The sequence below is a fragment of the Leptospira wolbachii serovar Codice str. CDC genome, from assembly GCF_000332515.2.
Lineage (GTDB): Bacteria > Spirochaetota > Leptospiria > Leptospirales > Leptospiraceae > Leptospira_A > Leptospira_A wolbachii.
In genome coordinates, this window is record NZ_AOGZ02000008.1 from 136119 (window position 1) to 153578 (window position 17460).

At 36.0% G+C, this 17460-nt stretch carries 19 protein-coding genes; all 19 read left to right on the plus strand.

Annotated elements, in window-relative coordinates; all coding sequences use genetic code 11:
• Nucleotides 1-6 precede the first annotated feature (6 nt).
• The gene (locus LEP1GSC195_RS02420) at nucleotides 7-1137 is read left to right on the plus strand and encodes an N-acetyl sugar amidotransferase (protein ID WP_040506225.1); all 1131 of its coding nucleotides are present in this window, start codon (nucleotides 7-9) and stop codon (nucleotides 1135-1137) included.
• A 20-nt stretch (nucleotides 1138-1157) separates the two neighbouring features.
• Complete coding sequence (gene hisH / locus LEP1GSC195_RS02425; protein WP_269571206.1) at nucleotides 1158-1760, plus strand: imidazole glycerol phosphate synthase subunit HisH; 603 nt, start codon at nucleotides 1158-1160, stop codon at nucleotides 1758-1760.
• A gap of 3 nt (nucleotides 1761-1763) precedes the next feature.
• Nucleotides 1764-2630, plus strand: a complete 867-nt coding sequence (gene hisF, locus LEP1GSC195_RS02430) for an imidazole glycerol phosphate synthase subunit HisF (RefSeq protein WP_015679958.1) — start codon at nucleotides 1764-1766, stop codon at nucleotides 2628-2630.
• Entirely contained in the window at nucleotides 2627-3892 is a 1266-nt protein-coding gene (locus tag LEP1GSC195_RS02435; protein ID WP_015680178.1) for an N-acetyl sugar amidotransferase, read from the plus strand. Before hisF (LEP1GSC195_RS02430) ends, LEP1GSC195_RS02435 begins: the two co-directional genes overlap by 4 nt.
• Before the next feature lie 64 nt (nucleotides 3893-3956).
• Nucleotides 3957-5105 (plus strand): N-acetyl sugar amidotransferase, encoded by a 1149-nt coding sequence (locus tag LEP1GSC195_RS02440; protein ID WP_015679918.1) that lies wholly within the window; start codon nucleotides 3957-3959, stop codon nucleotides 5103-5105.
• The gene (hisH, locus tag LEP1GSC195_RS02445) at nucleotides 5102-5731 is read left to right on the plus strand and encodes an imidazole glycerol phosphate synthase subunit HisH (protein WP_015679984.1); all 630 of its coding nucleotides are present in this window, start codon (nucleotides 5102-5104) and stop codon (nucleotides 5729-5731) included. The genes LEP1GSC195_RS02440 and hisH (LEP1GSC195_RS02445) overlap by 4 nt, the downstream gene beginning before the upstream one ends.
• Entirely contained in the window at nucleotides 5719-6495 is a 777-nt protein-coding gene (hisF, locus tag LEP1GSC195_RS02450) for an imidazole glycerol phosphate synthase subunit HisF (RefSeq protein WP_015680032.1), read from the plus strand. Before hisH (LEP1GSC195_RS02445) ends, hisF (LEP1GSC195_RS02450) begins: the two co-directional genes overlap by 13 nt.
• Nucleotides 6496-6497: 2 nt before the next feature.
• Nucleotides 6498-7382 (plus strand): hypothetical protein, encoded by an 885-nt coding sequence (locus LEP1GSC195_RS02455; protein ID WP_015680107.1) that lies wholly within the window; start codon nucleotides 6498-6500, stop codon nucleotides 7380-7382.
• Entirely contained in the window at nucleotides 7373-7834 is a 462-nt protein-coding gene (locus LEP1GSC195_RS02460; RefSeq protein WP_015679980.1) for a GNAT family N-acetyltransferase, read from the plus strand. The genes LEP1GSC195_RS02455 and LEP1GSC195_RS02460 overlap by 10 nt, the downstream gene beginning before the upstream one ends.
• A gap of 37 nt (nucleotides 7835-7871) precedes the next feature.
• Complete coding sequence (pseI, locus tag LEP1GSC195_RS02465; RefSeq protein ID WP_015679806.1) at nucleotides 7872-8921, plus strand: pseudaminic acid synthase; 1050 nt, start codon at nucleotides 7872-7874, stop codon at nucleotides 8919-8921.
• 16 nt (nucleotides 8922-8937) lie between these two features.
• Complete coding sequence (locus LEP1GSC195_RS02470; protein WP_015679944.1) at nucleotides 8938-10692, plus strand: LIC12162 family transferase; 1755 nt, start codon at nucleotides 8938-8940, stop codon at nucleotides 10690-10692.
• Nucleotides 10693-10700: 8 nt separating this feature from the next.
• A complete protein-coding gene (gene pgl, locus LEP1GSC195_RS02475; protein WP_156827624.1) occupies nucleotides 10701-11360 on the plus strand; it encodes a 6-phosphogluconolactonase in 660 nt (219 codons plus the stop codon).
• On the plus strand, nucleotides 11357-12229 hold the full coding sequence (locus LEP1GSC195_RS02480) for an NAD-dependent epimerase/dehydratase family protein (protein ID WP_015680175.1): 873 nt from the start codon (nucleotides 11357-11359) through the stop codon (nucleotides 12227-12229). Before pgl ends, LEP1GSC195_RS02480 begins: the two co-directional genes overlap by 4 nt.
• 12 nt (nucleotides 12230-12241) lie before the next feature.
• Nucleotides 12242-13081 carry an FkbM family methyltransferase gene (locus LEP1GSC195_RS02485; RefSeq protein ID WP_040506228.1) on the plus strand — a complete coding sequence of 280 codons (840 nt, stop codon included), beginning with the start codon at nucleotides 12242-12244 and terminating at the stop codon, nucleotides 13079-13081.
• A gap of 30 nt (nucleotides 13082-13111) precedes the next feature.
• The gene (locus tag LEP1GSC195_RS02490; RefSeq protein ID WP_269571207.1) at nucleotides 13112-13720 is read left to right on the plus strand and encodes an HAD family hydrolase; all 609 of its coding nucleotides are present in this window, start codon (nucleotides 13112-13114) and stop codon (nucleotides 13718-13720) included.
• Nucleotides 13717-14451: an acylneuraminate cytidylyltransferase family protein gene (locus tag LEP1GSC195_RS02495; RefSeq protein ID WP_015679985.1), complete on the plus strand. Its 735-nt coding sequence runs from the start codon at nucleotides 13717-13719 to the stop codon at nucleotides 14449-14451. Before LEP1GSC195_RS02490 ends, LEP1GSC195_RS02495 begins: the two co-directional genes overlap by 4 nt.
• A gap of 5 nt (nucleotides 14452-14456) precedes the next feature.
• Complete coding sequence (locus tag LEP1GSC195_RS02500) at nucleotides 14457-15632, plus strand: radical SAM/SPASM domain-containing protein (RefSeq protein WP_015679899.1); 1176 nt, start codon at nucleotides 14457-14459, stop codon at nucleotides 15630-15632.
• 56 nt (nucleotides 15633-15688) lie between these two features.
• Nucleotides 15689-16699: a pyridoxal phosphate-dependent aminotransferase gene (locus LEP1GSC195_RS02505; protein ID WP_198012758.1), complete on the plus strand. Its 1011-nt coding sequence runs from the start codon at nucleotides 15689-15691 to the stop codon at nucleotides 16697-16699.
• A gap of 3 nt (nucleotides 16700-16702) precedes the next feature.
• Nucleotides 16703-17452: a class I SAM-dependent methyltransferase gene (locus LEP1GSC195_RS02510; RefSeq protein WP_015680166.1), complete on the plus strand. Its 750-nt coding sequence runs from the start codon at nucleotides 16703-16705 to the stop codon at nucleotides 17450-17452.
• The last annotated feature ends 8 nt before the right edge of the window (nucleotides 17453-17460 follow it).

The following is a 17460-nucleotide window of genomic DNA, read 5'->3' on the forward strand; positions in this document are numbered from 1 at the left end:
AATACTTTGAAATACTGTAAAACTTGCCTTCAACCTGATACGCGACCAAATTCTGTCTTTCACAATGATGGAATATGTCCTGCATGTAAATACCATGCATCTCTCAAAGAAGTTAATTGGGATGAAAGAAAGAAAGAATTACTAAAGATAGTTGAGTTTGGAAGAGCTAACAATCGTTCGGGCTACGATTGTATTATCGGAGTGAGCGGTGGTAAAGATAGTTTACGCCAAGCGCTATTCGTAAAAGAGATTTTGAAGATGAGACCACTCCTCGTATCACTTGGTTATCCCCCGGAGCAAGTGACAGAACGTGGTGTTCAAAATATATCAAATATGATCTCTCATGGTTTTGATTGTATCACTATTAATCCTGCGCCTGGAATCTGGAAAGATCTAAAACGAAAAGGATTCAAACAATATACCAATAGTTTTCGATCTACAGAGCTTGCCCTGTTCAGTAGTGTTCCCAAGTTGGCAATTGCCTATCAAATCCCACTTATTTGGTGGGGAGAAAATTCTGCCCTTCAGGTTGGCGAAACAGCGATAATGGGTAAATCTGGCAGTGATGGCAATAATCTTAGGAAAATGAATACTCTTAATGGTGGAGACATTACTTGGCTGCTTAGCGATGAAATAAAGAAAAATCAGATTTTACAATACTGCTATCCATCACCTGAGGAAATGGAGCAAGCAAATCTTCGAATCACATTTTTGGGTTATTTTTGGAAAGACTGGTCTTTGTTAAACAATGGAATATATTCAATTTTACGAGGATTGGACATTCGTGATGAAAAACCTTGGGAGATAGGCGATCCATACGGCATTACTTCTTTGGATGAAGATTTTGTTACTTTTAATCAAATGATAAAATATTTGAAATATGGATTCGGTAGAATTACGGATTACGTAAACGAAGATATTCGAAATGGTATTATGACTAGAGAGGATGGGGTTCAGTTAGTTAAAAAATATGATGGAACTTGTTCACCGAAATACATTGAAAAATTTGCTAATTATATAGGTATTACTGTAGAAGAATTTTGGGAACAGGTGGATCAGTCTGTAAACTCTGAACTATTTGAAAAAATTGGGTTAGGAAAATATAAACCAAAATTTGTTGTAGGAGTTGGTCTCTGAACGATACACAAAGAATTGGCATTGTTGACTATGGGGTGGGTAATACATTTTCGATACAAAATGCACTCACATACTTAGGTTATTCTAAAGTTTATATAACTTCGGACGAGACGGAAATAAAATCAATGGATGCATTGATTTTCCCTGGCGTTGGGGCGTTTGATGAGGCTTGTAAACAACTTGCAGCTCGAAATTTGGACAAAATTCTCACGGAAGAAGTCATCGGACGAAAAAAACCAATACTCGGTATTTGTTTAGGTATGCAGCTTTTTGCTTCTAGCTCAGAGGAAAATGGATTGCACCAAGGTCTTAACTGGATACCAGGAAAGGTTGTAAAAATAGTAACTTCTTCTCATTTGCCGGTTCCTCATGTTGGCTGGAATGATATAACAATTCAAAAAACCGATCCTTTGTTTAATAAAAATTCAAATCACGTTAACTTTTATTTTGATCATAGTTTCCATTTTGAATGTGAACCTGCGTTTGTATCATCATGGTGCGAATATGGAATTCGCCTCACAGCGTCAGTACAAAAAGAAAATGTTTTTGGGGTTCAGTTTCATCCAGAAAAAAGCCATATCAGTGGACTTAAATTATTTAGAAGTTTTTTGACTTCTGTGTAGTGTATGTTAAAGAAAAGAATTATTGCAGTTATACTGGTTAAAGATGGAGTCGTTGTCCAAAGTATTGGTTTTAGAAAGTTTTTACCGATTGGAAGACCTGAAATCGCATTGGAATTTTTAACATCTTGGGGAATTGATGAGATTATTTATTTAGATATATCAGCATCTAAAGAGGATTTATCACCTAATTACGATTTGATTCGAAAATCGGCTAGAAAATGTTATGTGCCATTAACCGTTGGCGGAGGAATCCGGAACACAAGTCAAGTAAGTGAATTAATGAATGCGGGTGCAGACAAGGTTTCGGTCAACCAAGCCTCTTTAAATGATATCAAATTGATTTCAAAAATAGCTTCCTTGTATGGAAATCAATGTGTCGTGGCATCAGTTGATGTTGTCAAAACTGAAAATGGATACAAAGTCTACGATTATGTCAATAAAAAATCAACTACTGAGTCGCCAATAGACTTCGCAAAAAAATTATCAGATAGTGGCGCAGGTGAAATTTTTCTGAATTCAGTGGACAGAGATGGATCTTACAAAGGATATGATATCGAACTCATCTGCAGCATTAGTGATGCAGTGAATATTCCTGTGATATGCTGCGGCGGCGCAAAAAATGGAAAAGATATTGAAACGGTTTTTGAGAAATCAAATGTTTCGGCAGCCGCAGCAGGTAATTTTTTCCATTTTACTGAACATAGTGTAAACATAACAAAATCAGTGGTATCAAAAAAAGAAAATATACGTTTGGAAACTTATGCAGATTATATTGACTCGAAATTTGATTCAGATCTTAGGTTAGCAAAAAAAGCTGATCGCGATTTGGAAGAAATGCTGTTTCTACGTATCGAGAAAGAAGTTATATGAAAATATGCAATCGTTGTCTCTATTCTGATTTGCATCCATTAAATATTACCTTTGATGAGGAAGGGGTTTGTAGTGGATGTCGAGTTCATGAGGAAAAGGATACAATTAATTGGAAATCAAGATTTGAAAAGCTAAAAGTAATAACGGACGCTTATCGAAACCAGTCTGGGAATAACTATGACTGCATAGTTCCTGTTAGTGGGGCTAGAGATTCTTATTTTATAGTTCATACCGTTAAAAACGTTCTTGGGTTAAATCCTCTGCTTGTAACTTATAATAAGCAGTATAATACGGATCGCGGTATTCGGAACCTAGCAAATTTAAGAGTTCAGTTTAATTGTGATATAATGACGCTTACTGTAAATCCAGATACAGTTAAAAAGATTACAAGAGCAACTTTAAGAAAGTTAGGTAGTATCTATTGGCATTGTATTGCAGGACAAACCGTTTATCCTGTACAGGTAGCTGTAAAATTTAAAATTCCATTAATCATTTGGGGTGCTCATCAAGGTATCGATCAAGTAGGTATGTATTCCCATTTCGATGAGGTGGAAATGACCCGCAAATATAGAAAAGAACATGATTTGATGGGATATGAAGCTGAAGATCTAGTAGATGATTTTGATAGTATTGAAGAGGCAGATATCGTTCAATATGCATATCCTCATGATAAGGAAATTGAGCGGATTGGAGTTAGGGGAATATATTTAAATAATTATATTCGATGGGATAGTAAGGCTCAACATGAAAAAATGATTGGTTTGTATGGTTATGAAAGTGCAGAGCAAACGCGGACGTTTGATACATACAATGATGTCGATTGTTTTAATTATTCAGATGTTCATGACTATATTAAATTCCTGAAACATGGTTATGGGAAGATAACGGATCATGTTTGTCGAGAAATCCGATTAAGAAGATTGATCAGGGAAGAAGGAATCGTTTTAATAAAGAAATATGCTAAAGAATCACCTAAACAACTTAAACTTTTTTTAGATTGGATTGGTATGACGGAGACAGGATTTAACTTTATTCTTGATCAACATAGAAATCCGAAAATTTGGTTCCGCAACGACAATTGGGAGTGGGAATTAAAAAACCCAGATCCATTTTTTAGTGAATCATTAAGTGAACGATTAATCGATAAAGTCAAATTGGAACGTGTCGAGGATCGTTGTGAGTTTAGAATATCAAAAAATAAAAGACCGGATTACAAAGACGATCATTACATTCTTATAGGTAAAGGTTGGCCTGGTAATTAATCTATCAGCTTTGATCCATTTATCAAAAGTTATATAATTGTAAGTGTATTTAGAGGACTAGGAAATGATAAAATATTGTATTCGATGCGTAATGCCCCACACAAAGCCAGACCTACATATTGACGAAGAAGGAGTCTGCAATGCGTGTAGATCCTATGAAAAACGGGTAGAAGTAGATTGGGTAGCTAGAAGGAAAGAACTTGATATCATAGTTGATAAATATCGAAGTAAAGGATCTAATTGGGATTGTATTATTCCAGTGAGTGGTGGTAAAGATAGTACTTATCAAGTTGTAAGAATGTTACAATTAGGTCTAACTCCCCTTTGTGTTACCGCAACGACCTGTGATTTATCTGATATTGGTCGGAAAAACATAGAAAATATTAAAAAATTAGGCGTCGACCTGGTTGAATTTTCTCCAAATCCAATTGTTCGTGCGCAATTGAATAAAATCGGGCTAACTGAGGTAGGCGATATCGCTTGGCCAGAGCATGTTGGTATTTTTACAATTCCCGTACGTGCTGCCGTGCAATTTAATATTCCTTTGGTAGTATGGGGTGAAAATTCACAAAATGAGTATGGTGGTCCTGCAGCAGCTGCGGAAAATAATGTTTTAACTCGGAGATGGTTGGAGGAGTTCGGAGGATTGTTAGGTTTAAGAGTATCTGACTTATCTGCTACATATGGTATTAGTGAAAGAAATTTAATTCCATATCAGTATCCAACAGATGAAGAATTAAAACGAGTTGGTGTTACTGGATTATTTTTAGGACACTATCTTCCTTGGGATGGATTAGCGAATGTTTTGATTGCGCAAGCGAATGGGTTCCATTCATATGGCGAACCTTGTGAAGGCTCTATGGTTGATTATGAAAATTTAGATAACAATTTGCACGGCATTCACGATTATTTTAAATTTTTAAAGTATGGATTTGCTAGAGCAACAGACCAAGCATCTTTACATATCCGACGAGGTAGAATTACTCGAAAAGATGGAATGGAAGTAGTTAGAAAAAGAGACGGAAAATTTCCTTGGACATATTTAGGCAAACCGTTAGAAAAAATGTTGGAAAGAATCGACGTTTCACTTCCTGAGTTTCAAAAAATATGTGATAGGTTCACAAATAAGAAAATTTTTGTTAAAGATTCTAGTGGTGAGCTTTTAAGGGACAAATACGGAAATCTAACAAAAGTTAACTACGATAACGTATGAAAGTTGGAGTAATTAACTATGGAATGGGAAATCTAGGTTCCGTAGTCAAAGCGGTCGAAGATATTGGATTCACTTGCAAAATATTAAACCATCCAAAAGATATTTGGGACTGCGCAAGAGTGATTCTTCCTGGAGTAGGTTCTTTCTTTGATGGAATGTCGAGGCTAAAAGAAGAAGGTTGGAATTCCGAACTTCATCGATATGTATTAGAAGATAAAAATGCCTTACTTGGAATTTGTCTTGGTATGCAGATGTTAGCCACTTTTGGTGAAGAAGGTGGTGGTCACGAGGGGTTAGGTTTGATTCCAGGTCGAGTAGAGCGATTTGACAAACTAGGATGTTCTGAGCGGATTCCCCATGTTGGATGGAATGAGATTGAAGAAAAGCATTCTGATCCTTTGTTTGCTAAAATTCCCGATCAAACTGATTTTTACTTTGTACATAGCTTTGTATTTAATTGTGAAAAACCAGAAAATATAACCTCAACATGTTTGTATGGAATTCATTTTCCTTCTTCAGTTCGAAATGGAAATGTTATGGGAGTTCAATTTCATCCAGAGAAAAGTTCCAAAGCGGGAAGACAGTTGTTACTTAATTTTTTAGAGCAAAAAGAATGGTCAAAGTAAGAATTATTCCAACGTTACTTTGGAAAGATTTGGGTCTGGTGAAGGGAGTTGGCTTTAATAGTTGGAGAAGAATTGGATCATTACTTCCTGCTATTAAAGTTTTTAATGCAAGAGATGTGGATGAGTTAATTCTAAATGATATCTCGGCAAGTGTCTCTGGCCAATCGCCCGACTTCGATACTTTAGAAGGTGTTTCTAATGAGTCTTATGTTCCGTTCACTGTAGGTGGCGGAATTCAATCTGTTGAAGATATAACGAAAGTTTTGCGTTATGGTGCAGATAAAGTTAGTATAAATTCTTCTGCATACACTAACCCTCGTATCATTGAAGAATCAGCTAAAAAATTTGGTTCTCAGTGTGTAGTCGCCTCGGTCGATGTAAAACATAGTCCTGATGGATATTTGTGCTATAGTCATTCTGGAACCAAAAATACTGATCGAAAAGTTATCGATTGGGTTAAGGAATTGGAATCCAGGGGTGCAGGTGAGATCCTATTAACGTCTATTGACCGCGACGGTACAATGGAAGGTTACGATTTAGAGTTAATCAGTTTAGTTACATCTAATGTAAAGATTCCTGTCATTGCTTCTGGTGGTGCGGGTAGTTATCAAGATATGGTGGATGCTATAATAATTGGGAAAGCTTCTGCCGTTGCCGCCGCAAGTATATTTCAATTCACGGATCAAACACCAGCAGAGGCAAAGAAATATTTGTACAAAGCAGGTGTTTCCGTACGTAAAAACTTCGAAATCGGAATTTCCTAATATTGATACTTATATTTACGGAAGCACTGGTCTCTACTGGGCTTGGACACTTAGGTCGCTGTACTGCTCTTGCAGAAAAATTAATAGAGAATGGAAAAAATGTTCGTTTGGTCGTCCATACTGATGAAAGTTTTCCGAATTGGGATTTTCCATGTAAAATTTTAAAGAAGGTTTGGACTAGTGAAACAGATCTGAATGGTTTTCTTAAAAGCCTTCCTGATAAACGCCAGACTTTCTATGTAGATTCCTATTTAGCTCCTTTGAATATATATAATATTCTTAAGTCTTATTGTTTAGAGCTAATTTGTATAGATGATGACAATCGTCTCAAGTATCCGGCTGGATCGACAATCTTGAATCCAGGTTACCCTGGCCTCTTTTTAGGATATGATAAAGAAAAATATAAGATAGTTACCGGTAAGGACCAAGTCCTTTTGCGAAAACCATTCCGGAAAGTTCTACCCATTCAACAGAAAAAGAAACCGCCTGAAAAAATTCTAATTACTCTCGGTGGTTCGGATCCAAACAATTTTTCTTCGAAAATTTTAGAAATATTAGTTAATAAATTTTCCCAAATGGAAAAACATTTTGTGATTGGTCCCGGCTTTGCAAATGCTCTTGAATTGAAAAATTTGGCAGATCAGAAAACATATTTCTATAAAAACTTAAATGCTGAAAAGATGTGTGAGCTAATGTTGAATGTCGATTTTGCTATCACTGCTGGCGGGCAAACAATGTATGAATTGGATGCCTGCAGTGTTCCGATGATTGTTATAGAAACCGCGGAAAATCAAAGAAATAACATTCGGGGATTTGTTGAATTTCAAGGAATTCAGGAGATTCAAAAAGAAAAATTAGATTCTATTGGAGAATATCTTTGCATCTGAGTGTTCGACGAGCGACAGAAGATGATTGTAAGCTTGTATTTGATTGGGCCAATGAACCAGAAGTGAGAAAGGCCTCATTTAACACCGAAAAAATCGAATGGTCCGACCATTCAAACTGGTACTTTCAAAAATTAAAAAATCCTAATTCGTTGATTTTAATTTTAGAGGTCGATGGTTTTCCTGCGGGGCAAATTCGTTTTGATCGGGATATAGAACAAAACTATTTTTTAATTAGTTTTCTATTGGATGCGAAGTTTCGAGGAATGTCGCTCGGAACAACTTTGATTTCGAAGGGTGTGGAATATTTATCATCAGCACAGAAGGGGTCTATTGTTTGTGTCGGTTTTGTAAAAAAAGAGAATGTTGCCTCTCAACGTGCATTTCAAAAAAATGAATTTCTTTTAGAGTCAGAGTCTAATGACAATTTAAAGTTTGTGAAAACAATAGAGTAATCCTCTTCGCATCATTTGTTCTTTTAAGGATAAAAATATGAATACTATAACTATCGATAACCGAGAAATTAGTAACAGCCATCCCCCATATATCATCGCAGAATTATCTGCAAATCACAACGGTAAAATCGAACGAGCGTTAGAGACAATTCGTCTCGCCAAAGAATCAGGGGCTGATGCCATTAAGATTCAAACCTATACGGCTGACACAATGACCATTGATTGCGATTTGGAAGATTTCCAAATTCATGGTGGTTTGTGGGATGGATACAAATTGTATGATCTTTATAAATGGGCTGAAACGCCTTTTGAATGGCACAAAGAAATTTTTGATTACGCAAAGAAAATAGGAATCACCTTATTTTGCACACCATTTGATGAAACGGCAGTAGATTTACTTGAAGGTTTAAATACTCCTGCGTATAAGGTGGCTTCTTTTGAAGCTACAGACCTTCCTCTCATTCGATACATAGCTTCCACAAAAAAACCTATGATCATGTCCACTGGAATGGCGAACTTGGCTGAGATTGAAGAAATGGTGGATGCAGCTAAGACTGCCGGTTGTAAGGATTTGATATTGTTACATTGTATCAGTAGTTATCCGGCTCCAGTGGACCAATCCAATCTGCTTACGATTCCGGATATGCGAAATAAGTTTGGAGTGCAAGTTGGATTATCTGATCATACAATTACCAATACTGCCTCAATCGCCTCCGTAGTCTTAGGTGCCACTGTCATTGAGAAACATTTTATTTTGGATAGGGCAGAAAAAGGACCAGATTCCGAATTTTCCATTACACCTGAGGAGTTGAGATTACTTTGTCGTGATACAAAGGATGCTTGGCGTGCGTTAGGCCAAGCAGGGTATGAAAGAAAACCAGCCGAAGAGGCCAATGCCAAATTTAGACGATCTTTGTATTTTGTAGAAGATCTAAAAGCTGGGCAAGTAATAGAGCAAAAACATATCAGAAGGATTCGGCCCGGATTTGGGCTACCTCCCAAATTTGAAATGAATGTCATTGGGAAAAAAGTCAGTGTCGACATCGCAAGAGGAACGCCTGTTACCTGGGATTTGCTAAGGACTTGATTATTTTGCAATTTTAATGAGTAAAAAAGTATTAATAACAACAGCCTTGGAGAGTACTTGGTTTAGTGAATCTTCTGTGGTCTTTCTCGGAGAGTGGTGTAAATTATATCATCGAAAGCGTGAGTGGGAAAAATTAGATTTTGAGGTTATTCCTTATCATTGGAGAGATAGGTCTAAGCTAGGAATAGATCACGATTATTTAAAAGAGTTCTATGAGAGAATCTTAATTGCTTTGGTTCAAAAATTAAACATTTGGCATGGACTAGAAGAAGAAGAAAAATTTTGGCGTATTCTGATTGGTCCTTGGTTATTGACATATGTTTCTGTCATTTGGGACCGTTGGGAAAATTTGCGCATAGCTTTTCAAAAAGAAGATAGCTATCATACTGCTGTGAGTTTAAATTCTTTGAATTTCGCCGAACCGAGCGACTATTCAGAGTTTTTACAGTTTATCGGAAGCGATCTTTGGAATTTCCGTAAATATCAAGAAATACTTTTGTTTCAATATAAAGAAAAAATTAATCCTTTGTCGATAGAAGAATTATTTGTATTTCAAGAGCAATCATATCGAGAATTAAAGAAAGTCGGATTAAAGCAGAAGCTAGTAAACCTGGTTGATAAAATAGGATCCTTATTCGATTCGAAAACTAAGAAAGTCCTGTTTTTTCATTCTTATTTTAACAGAAAAAATTTTTACCTTTTGAATTTTTTTCTCAACCAATTGCCACGTTCTTATGCCAGCGAATTTGAATTTGAGATTGGCGCTCATGAGAAGTCTTTGTTTAGGTTAGAGAGTATTCCTTTTGATCCGAAGAATTCATTTGAAGATTTCGTTTTGTATGATATTCTTAAAGAAATTCCTCAATCTTATTTGGAATCATTTTCGGATTTGTACTATGCTGTGAGGAAAATCAAGTACCAGCCTAAAATTATTTTTACTGCCAATGCTCATTTTTGGCATGAACCTTTCAAACTGTGGATGGCACAGGCTAGCAAAGAAAATACGAAGTTGGTAATTTCTTCGCATGGAGGATCAATCCCACCGAAAATGTCTATGTTTAATCACGAGGAAGACATTTCGAATTGTATGGTTACTTGGTTTAAAGCAGCAAACCTGAAACAAAGACAATTGCCGCCTAGTAAGATTATCGAAAAAAGAATTTCGAGACGTGGACGATACTGCACTATGATAGGGATGGAGTTGCTTCGTTATGCTTACCGAGCAGAAGCGGCTCCGATGTCGAGCCTTGTGATAGATCATTTTGATGATACTGTGACTTTTTGTAACTCGTTAAGTGATACTGTGAGTAAGGATTTACAGATTTGGCCCTACCCAAATCAGGGTTGGGATACGAAAAATCGTTATACCGATATATTTGGCAGGGAAAAAATTTCTTTAAGTAAATCATATCAACATATCTATTCTGATTCTCGATTTATCGTTTGCACTTACCCGCAAACAACTTTTTCAGAGGCGATGGCATCTGGCAGGCCAACAATACTGCTTTTAATGGATTTTTTCGAAACTGATCCGGTTGCTGATGAATTGCTAGAAATTTTGAAATTGAATAAAATCATTTTTACTGATCCAATTTTGGCCGCCAATCATGTATCCTCCGTTTGGGACGATCTTGATAGCTGGTGGGAAAGCGATTCAGTTAAAATAGCGCGCGAGAAATTTAATGAAGTTGCGTTGGGTGGTCTCTCAAATAATTGGTTATTCCGTTGGAGTAAGTTTTTTAATCAGCTAATTATAGAAAGTAAAAGTTAGTATTGCCAGTGGGAAATCCGACATTATTTAAGTTTAGTGTAAAATCTATTTTAGAGAAAATTGAATCTTATTTGATTCAATATGATAAGGAAGAGAAAATTCATATTCTGCTTTCCGGTGGAAATACGCCGCTTCCCATTTACAGAAAATTTGCAGATTTGAATGTTCCTTGGACAAAAGTTAATTTTTGGTTAGCTGATGAGCGATCTTATCCCAAGGGCCATTCGGATCGAAATGAAACGATGGTCAAAGAAGCTTTGGGATCTAGTATATTAAAGTTGTCAAAATTTCATTCTTTCTCTTCGGACAATCCAGAAGAAATGTTCAAAGAATATGAAACACACCTAATGGATGTTTCTATGTTTCATTTAGCAATTCTAGGTATTGGTGAAGATGGACATACGGCAAGTTTATTTCCTGGAAATGATTTAGGAGAATCTGAATCGGCACCAAATGCAATACCTGTTTTTAATTCTCCGAAACCACCTTCTAGTAGAGTATCTCTTTCCATTAAAAGAATCAATCAATCCGATCATATTTTGTTTCTAGTTTCAGGGGACACAAAACAAAGAATTGTGGATAGAGTTCTAAAGGGAGATGATCTTCCTGCAACAAAAGTGAAAGGATTGAAAACCACAGAATTATTTTATTTAACGGAAAATCAATGAAGGTATTAGTATTTGGTGGGTCAGGTTTTCTTGGATCTCATGTAGCAGATGCATTGAGCGATGCAAGTCATGAAGTAACTATTTTTGATTTGTTAAAATCTCCTTGGTTGCGTTCGGATCAAAAGTTTGTTTCTGGCGATCTATTGGATGAAAAGATTGTTTCCGAAATAGTAGCTGGATTTGATATCGTTTACAATTTTGCAGCACTTGCTGATTTAAACCAAGCTTTAGATAAACCAGTGGATACAATTCGTATCAATGTACTAGGAAATACGTACATTTTGGAAGCTTGTAGAAAACATAAGATCAAACGCTTCCTATACGCAAGTACAGTGTATGTATATAGCCGTGAAGGTGGTTTCTACAGGTGTAGCAAACAAGCATCAGAAAGTTATATTGAGGAATATCAAAAGTGTTTTGGTTTGGATTTTACGATTCTAAGGTATGGGTCCTTGTATGGACCAAGGTCTGATGATTCAAATGGGCTTTATCGTATTGTAAAATCTGCTTTAGAAACAGGGCGGATTACATATGAGGGGAGTGCTGACAGTTTAAGAGAATACATCCATGTGGAGGACGCAGCTCGGGCAAGTGTCGTCGCAATGGGGGATGAGTTTAAAAACCAAAGTGTTGTTTTAACTGGGCAAGAACCTATGAGAGTTATCGAGCTACTTAAGATGCTCGCAGAAATCCTAGGAAGGCCCGATTCAGTAGAATTTTTAGAAGGTGATCAAGTAGGGCATTATGTGAGAACACCTTATGCTTACCAACCAAAGTTAGGAAGAAAATACATTCCTCCTATGCATGTGGATCTTGGTCAGGGGTTATTGCAATTGATTGATGAAATCAAGAATATCACAAATAAGTAGAGTGGGTGAAAAGTGAAGAAAGCTATATTAAGATTGTTAAAGAAAGTTTTTAAGTTAATTTATAATGTCCTAATTCGAATTAGGATCGGTAGAGAGTTTTTCGATATTATTTTGAGAAATTCTTGGCAAGAAGTTTTGCGAGTTAATCACAATGGATTGGATTTACAATTTGTTGTCCCAAATTCTCTCAATAGATTCCGCGCACTTACATTTTCTACCAAAGAACCTGAAACATTGGAGTGGATCGACGGATTAGCACAAGGTTCTGTATTTTGGGATATTGGGGCTAACGTAGGTCTTTATTCTTGTTATGCAGCAAAAGCAAGAAATTGTAAAGTCTTTGCATTTGAACCGTCTGTCTTTAATTTAGAATTATTATCTAGGAATATCTTTAACAACGATTTATCAGATAAAATTGTAGTTTTACCGATCCCGTTATCGGATAGGCTTTCTATTAGTAAATTAAATATGACTAGTACTGATTGGGGGGGGGCACTTTCTACATTTGGAAAAGACTACGGTCATGATGGAAAGGCGCTAAAGAAGGCATTTGAATATCAACTTGTTGGACTATCCATTGATGAGGTCATCGAATATCTAAAAATCCCTGCACCTGATTATATTAAAATGGATGTTGATGGAATTGAACAATTGATTCTTGCTGGAGCCAAGGCTACTTTAAAAAAAGTAAAAAGCATTAGTATTGAAATTAATGAAGATTTTACCGAGCAGCATCGCAATTCTGAAAAACTATTAGTTTCTGCTGGATTAAAATTTAAGGAGAAACGACATGCAGAAATGTTTAATGATAGTGTTTTTAAAAATACGTATAACCAGGTATGGGTTAGATAGATTATAAATTCATTAAAAAAATTCAAACTCATCTTTTGGGATTTTGATGGAGTCATTAAAGATTCGGTCGATGTAAAAACAGATGCTTATCTTGCTTTGTTTCCTAAGGCACCCAAAAATATTTTAGAGAAAATTAAATCACACCATCTAGAATATGGAGGGATCTCTCGGTTGGAGAAAATTCCGCTCTATTTGGATTGGGTTGGTATACATCCAACGGAGCAGGTGATCAGTCAATATCTAGATCAGTTTGCAAATTTAGTGGTTCAAAAAGTAATTTCTTCTCCTTGGGTTCCTGGGGTAGAACAATTGTTAAATCAAAAACGAAATCATCAAAAGTTTGTTATTGTTACCGGAACACCACAAAAAGAAATCGAAGAAATTTTGCTTCAATTGAAAATCGTCTCACTCTTTGATCATATTTTTGGTGCGCCCACGAAAAAACCGAATGCAATCCAGTGGACATTACAAAACCACGATATCATAAAAGAAGATTCTATTTTGATCGGGGATAGTAAAACTGATTGGTTGGCTGCTAACGAAACGGGAATCCAGTTTATCCTTCGGGAAACAGATAATAGTGATTTTTCAGTTCAGTATTCAGGAAATAAATTAAAGGATTTTATAGGATTTATATGATCGTAGCACTTCTTCTTGGAAGAAAAGGTAGTATTGGATTTCCAGGTAAAAATACATTTCCCATTATGGGAAAACCATTGGCCTGGTACCCAATGAATATTGCGAAACGGACCAAAGAGATCGATAAGGTCTATTTGTCTACTGACGATCCAGACCTAAAAAATTTGGCAATCGCGGAGGGGGTTGAGGTAATTGATCGGCCACCTCACCTTGCAACCAAAGAAGCATTAGGTGAACATGCTTATCAACATGGATTCTCGGTGATTCAGGAAAGGAATCCTGGGCAGACGATTGAATTAGTTGTATTACTCTTTTGTAATGCAGCCACAGTTACTTCTGATACTATATCTGAAGGCATCAAACAATTACGGGAAAATAAAGACGCAGATTCTGCGGTTACCGTATCAAAATACAATATGTGGTCACCACTGCGTGCTCGTAAAAAAGATTCCAATGGTTTTCTTCAGCCATTCGTTCCCTTTGAAACTTTTGGAGACCCTAAAACTTTGAATTGTGATCGGGATTCCCAAGGTGATGTATTATTTGCAGATATGGGAGTTTCCATTGTTCGTCCCAAAAATTTACTGCATTTGGAAGATGGAATGCTTCCGCAAAAGTGGATGGGACAGAAAATTTTACCTCTTTATCAAGAGGCCGGCTGCGATGTTGACTATGAATGGCAAATCCCTGTGGTCGAGTGGTGGTTAAAAAAATACGGTGAGTTTAGGTAACTAGTATGAAAGAAATTGATCCAAAAGTTTATAAGAAACATCACAGTTTCCAGGATTTTAAAAGCCATAAAACGGGAATCATAGAATACCAAAAGGGTAGAGCCGTTCGTGTCTTAAATGAATGGTCTATGGGAACTCTTGTAACTAACCATCCCGTTCAAGAGAAGGAAAATTTTAAGGATACCTTAAATCGGGTTTTATCTGATTTAACCTCTACATCTGAGGAAGTTTTATTTAAAATTACTCCTTTTATCGCGGAGGAGATGTATACATATAGTGATGAAGAACTTCTTCGTTTCTTTTATCATAGATACAGATATGATGTATTTCCGCAATTAGAGATGTTAGATCATTATCCTCCGTATTTGCAAATTGAACCATCTTCCATTTGTAATTATCGTTGTGTGTTCTGTTATCAAACAGATCTCAATTTCTTTAAAAAAACAACTCCCGGTATGGGACAAATGAGTTTGGAACTTTTTAAAGAGATTGTTGACCAAGCAACAAATAATATTGAATTTCTTTCGCTTGCTTCCCGAGGAGAACCGCTACTCGCAAAAGAGATAGAAGGTATGTTAGTATATGCTAAGGATAAATTTCTTAATCTGAAAGTAAATACCAATGCATCTTTGTTAACAGAATCAAAAGTTCATGCCCTTCTTGCGGGAGGTGTAAAAACGGTAGTATTTTCCGCCGATGCAGCTGAGGAGCCATTATACAGTCAGTTAAGAGTGAATGGTAAACTCGATAAGGTTCTGAAGAATATAGAAATGTTTCAAAATATACGGCAGAAAGAATATTCTTCAGTTCCCATCATCACAAGAGTGTCAGGTGTAAAAGTAACTGAAAAACAGGATATGGATTCTATGGAGAAAGTTTGGGGTAATCTTGTAGACCAAGTAGCGTTTGTTAACTACAATCCTTGGGAAAACATCTACGAAGCAAAACCCAATGGTCAAACGAAAGCATGTTCTGATTTGTTTCGTAGAATGTTTATCTGGCAAGACGGATTAACGAATCCATGTGACAGCGATTACCGATCGACTTTACAAATGGGAAAATTTCCGGAAAAATCCATATCGGAATTATGGAGAATGGAAAGATACGAAGGTTTACGGGCGGCTCATAAATCTGGAAACAGGCAAATTGTAAATCCATGTAAAGGATGTGCGGTAGTATAAAAATGCTAACGAAATATCGAAAACACATTGATGCCGTATATCGATTACGAGGTGAGTTGATTACTCGTCTGGGAAAGTTAAGGTTAGATAAAAATGAACGGATAAATCGTTTTCCAACGGATGTGTTAGAATTTTTAAAAAATAAAATCGATTCAGATTTAATAACTGCCTATCCGGAAACAGAGCCTCTTTATTTGAAACTAAGTAAATATCATAATGCGAAACCAGAGAATTTTTTAATCACAACTGGTGCAGATGGTGGAATTCGGTATTGTTTTGATACATTTGTAAATGAGGGAGATGAAATTGTTTTTTTATCACCCACTTTTGCAATGGTAGATATTTATGCAACTTTATGGAAAACGAATAAAAAGATAATTACCTATGCTGATGATCTATCTATCCAAGTTTATGATATTACTAGTTCAATTTCTGATAAAACTTCTTTGGTAATCCTCGCAAATCCTAATAGCCCTACCGGGAATTCACTCCCTTCCAATTCGATTCAACAAATTATAAGCAGAGCAAAGCAATTTAATGTTCCGATATTAATTGATGAAGCTTATTTTGGGTTTTCTGATACAACGGCCGAACCTTTTTTAAAAGATTATGATAATTTGATTATTGCCAGAACCTTTTCTAAGGCTTTTGGACTAGCGGGCTTAAGGATAGGCTATTTGTATTCTAATGAATCATTAATCTCAAAAATGTATAAATTTAGGCCAATGTATGAAGTGACATCTGTTTCATTGCTATTTGCCGATTATTTATTAGAAAATCCTGGCATAGTTACTGAATATATAAAGTCAACCAGGGATGGATTATCTTATCTGACTGGTGTTTTGGATCGATTAGGACTGTCTTATATACCAACTGATACAAATTTTATCCATGTAAATTTTGGCGGTAAAAAAGATTCTGCCGTAAAAATATTCGAAAAGAATTCTCTCTTAGTTCGGGGAGGTTTGCCCTTTAAAGGTTATGAAAATTTCCTTAGATTAACTATCGGTCCCAAAGAGCAGATGATGATCCTTGAGAATAGTTTAAATGAAATTGTAGGCTCTTAATTGATGAGTGAAAGCATTAAATATACTTCAAAAAATATCGCTGAGTTCTATTCCAAGAATCGAATTAAATGGGATGATTTCTATAATTCGGAGAAGGCTATTTTTGAAAATTCTATAGTCGATAATAAAATTTCTGTTTTAGACCTTGGGTGTGGTTGCGGAGGACTTGGGATAGCCCTTAAGGAAAGGTTTGGTGTGGAAGATTACACGGGAATCGATATTCAAAATGAAGCGATTGAACTTGGTAAGTCATTGCAACCTCATGCAAATCTTTATGTTGATGATATCTTCAATTTACAAAATGAAAGTATCAAATCTCGCAAATTTGATTTAGTCGTTTCATTGAGTTGTATCGATTGGAATTTAAATTTTGATCAAACTTTGGGATCCGCTTGGAATTTAGTTAAGGATGGTGGGGTTTTTATTTCTACATTTCGCCTAACGAATGCTGCTACAGTTGATGATATAAAGAAGTCATACCAGTATATTAATTTTGAAGGAAAATTTGAGGGAGAAATTGCGCCTTACGTAGTTTTAAATGTAAATGATTTGTTAGGCAAGTTAGCTTCTCTTGACCCCGTTGAGTTAAATGCAAACGGTTATTGGGGACAACCTTCAAAATCTGCTAAAACTGTATATGAATCTTTATGTTTTTCGGCATTTGCTATTAGAAAGAAAAGGTTTAATGAGGGTTCAGACTTTGAGATGTCATTAAAGCTCCCTCTTGATTTATTTCGCTCCAATTGTACTTAGAATCAGGT

Bases quoted from the DNA above. Each gene is read 5' to 3' on its own strand.
- LEP1GSC195_RS02495 (WP_015679985.1), top strand. From the start codon at position 13,717: ATGATCGTAGCACTTCTTCTTGGAAGAAAAGGTAGTATTGGATTTCCA.
- LEP1GSC195_RS02470 (WP_015679944.1), top strand. From the start codon at position 8,938: ATGAGTAAAAAAGTATTAATAACAACAGCCTTGGAGAGTACTTGGTTT.
- hisF (WP_015679958.1), top strand. From the start codon at position 1,764: ATGTTAAAGAAAAGAATTATTGCAGTTATACTGGTTAAAGATGGAGTC.
- LEP1GSC195_RS02480 (WP_015680175.1), top strand. From the start codon at position 11,357: ATGAAGGTATTAGTATTTGGTGGGTCAGGTTTTCTTGGATCTCATGTA.
- LEP1GSC195_RS02440 (WP_015679918.1), top strand. From the start codon at position 3,957: ATGATAAAATATTGTATTCGATGCGTAATGCCCCACACAAAGCCAGAC.
- LEP1GSC195_RS02510 (WP_015680166.1), top strand. From the start codon at position 16,703: ATGAGTGAAAGCATTAAATATACTTCAAAAAATATCGCTGAGTTCTAT.
- hisF (WP_015680032.1), top strand. From the start codon at position 5,719: ATGGTCAAAGTAAGAATTATTCCAACGTTACTTTGGAAAGATTTGGGT.
- hisH (WP_015679984.1), top strand. From the start codon at position 5,102: ATGAAAGTTGGAGTAATTAACTATGGAATGGGAAATCTAGGTTCCGTA.
- LEP1GSC195_RS02500 (WP_015679899.1), top strand. From the start codon at position 14,457: ATGAAAGAAATTGATCCAAAAGTTTATAAGAAACATCACAGTTTCCAG.
- pseI (WP_015679806.1), top strand. From the start codon at position 7,872: ATGAATACTATAACTATCGATAACCGAGAAATTAGTAACAGCCATCCC.
- LEP1GSC195_RS02435 (WP_015680178.1), top strand. From the start codon at position 2,627: ATGAAAATATGCAATCGTTGTCTCTATTCTGATTTGCATCCATTAAAT.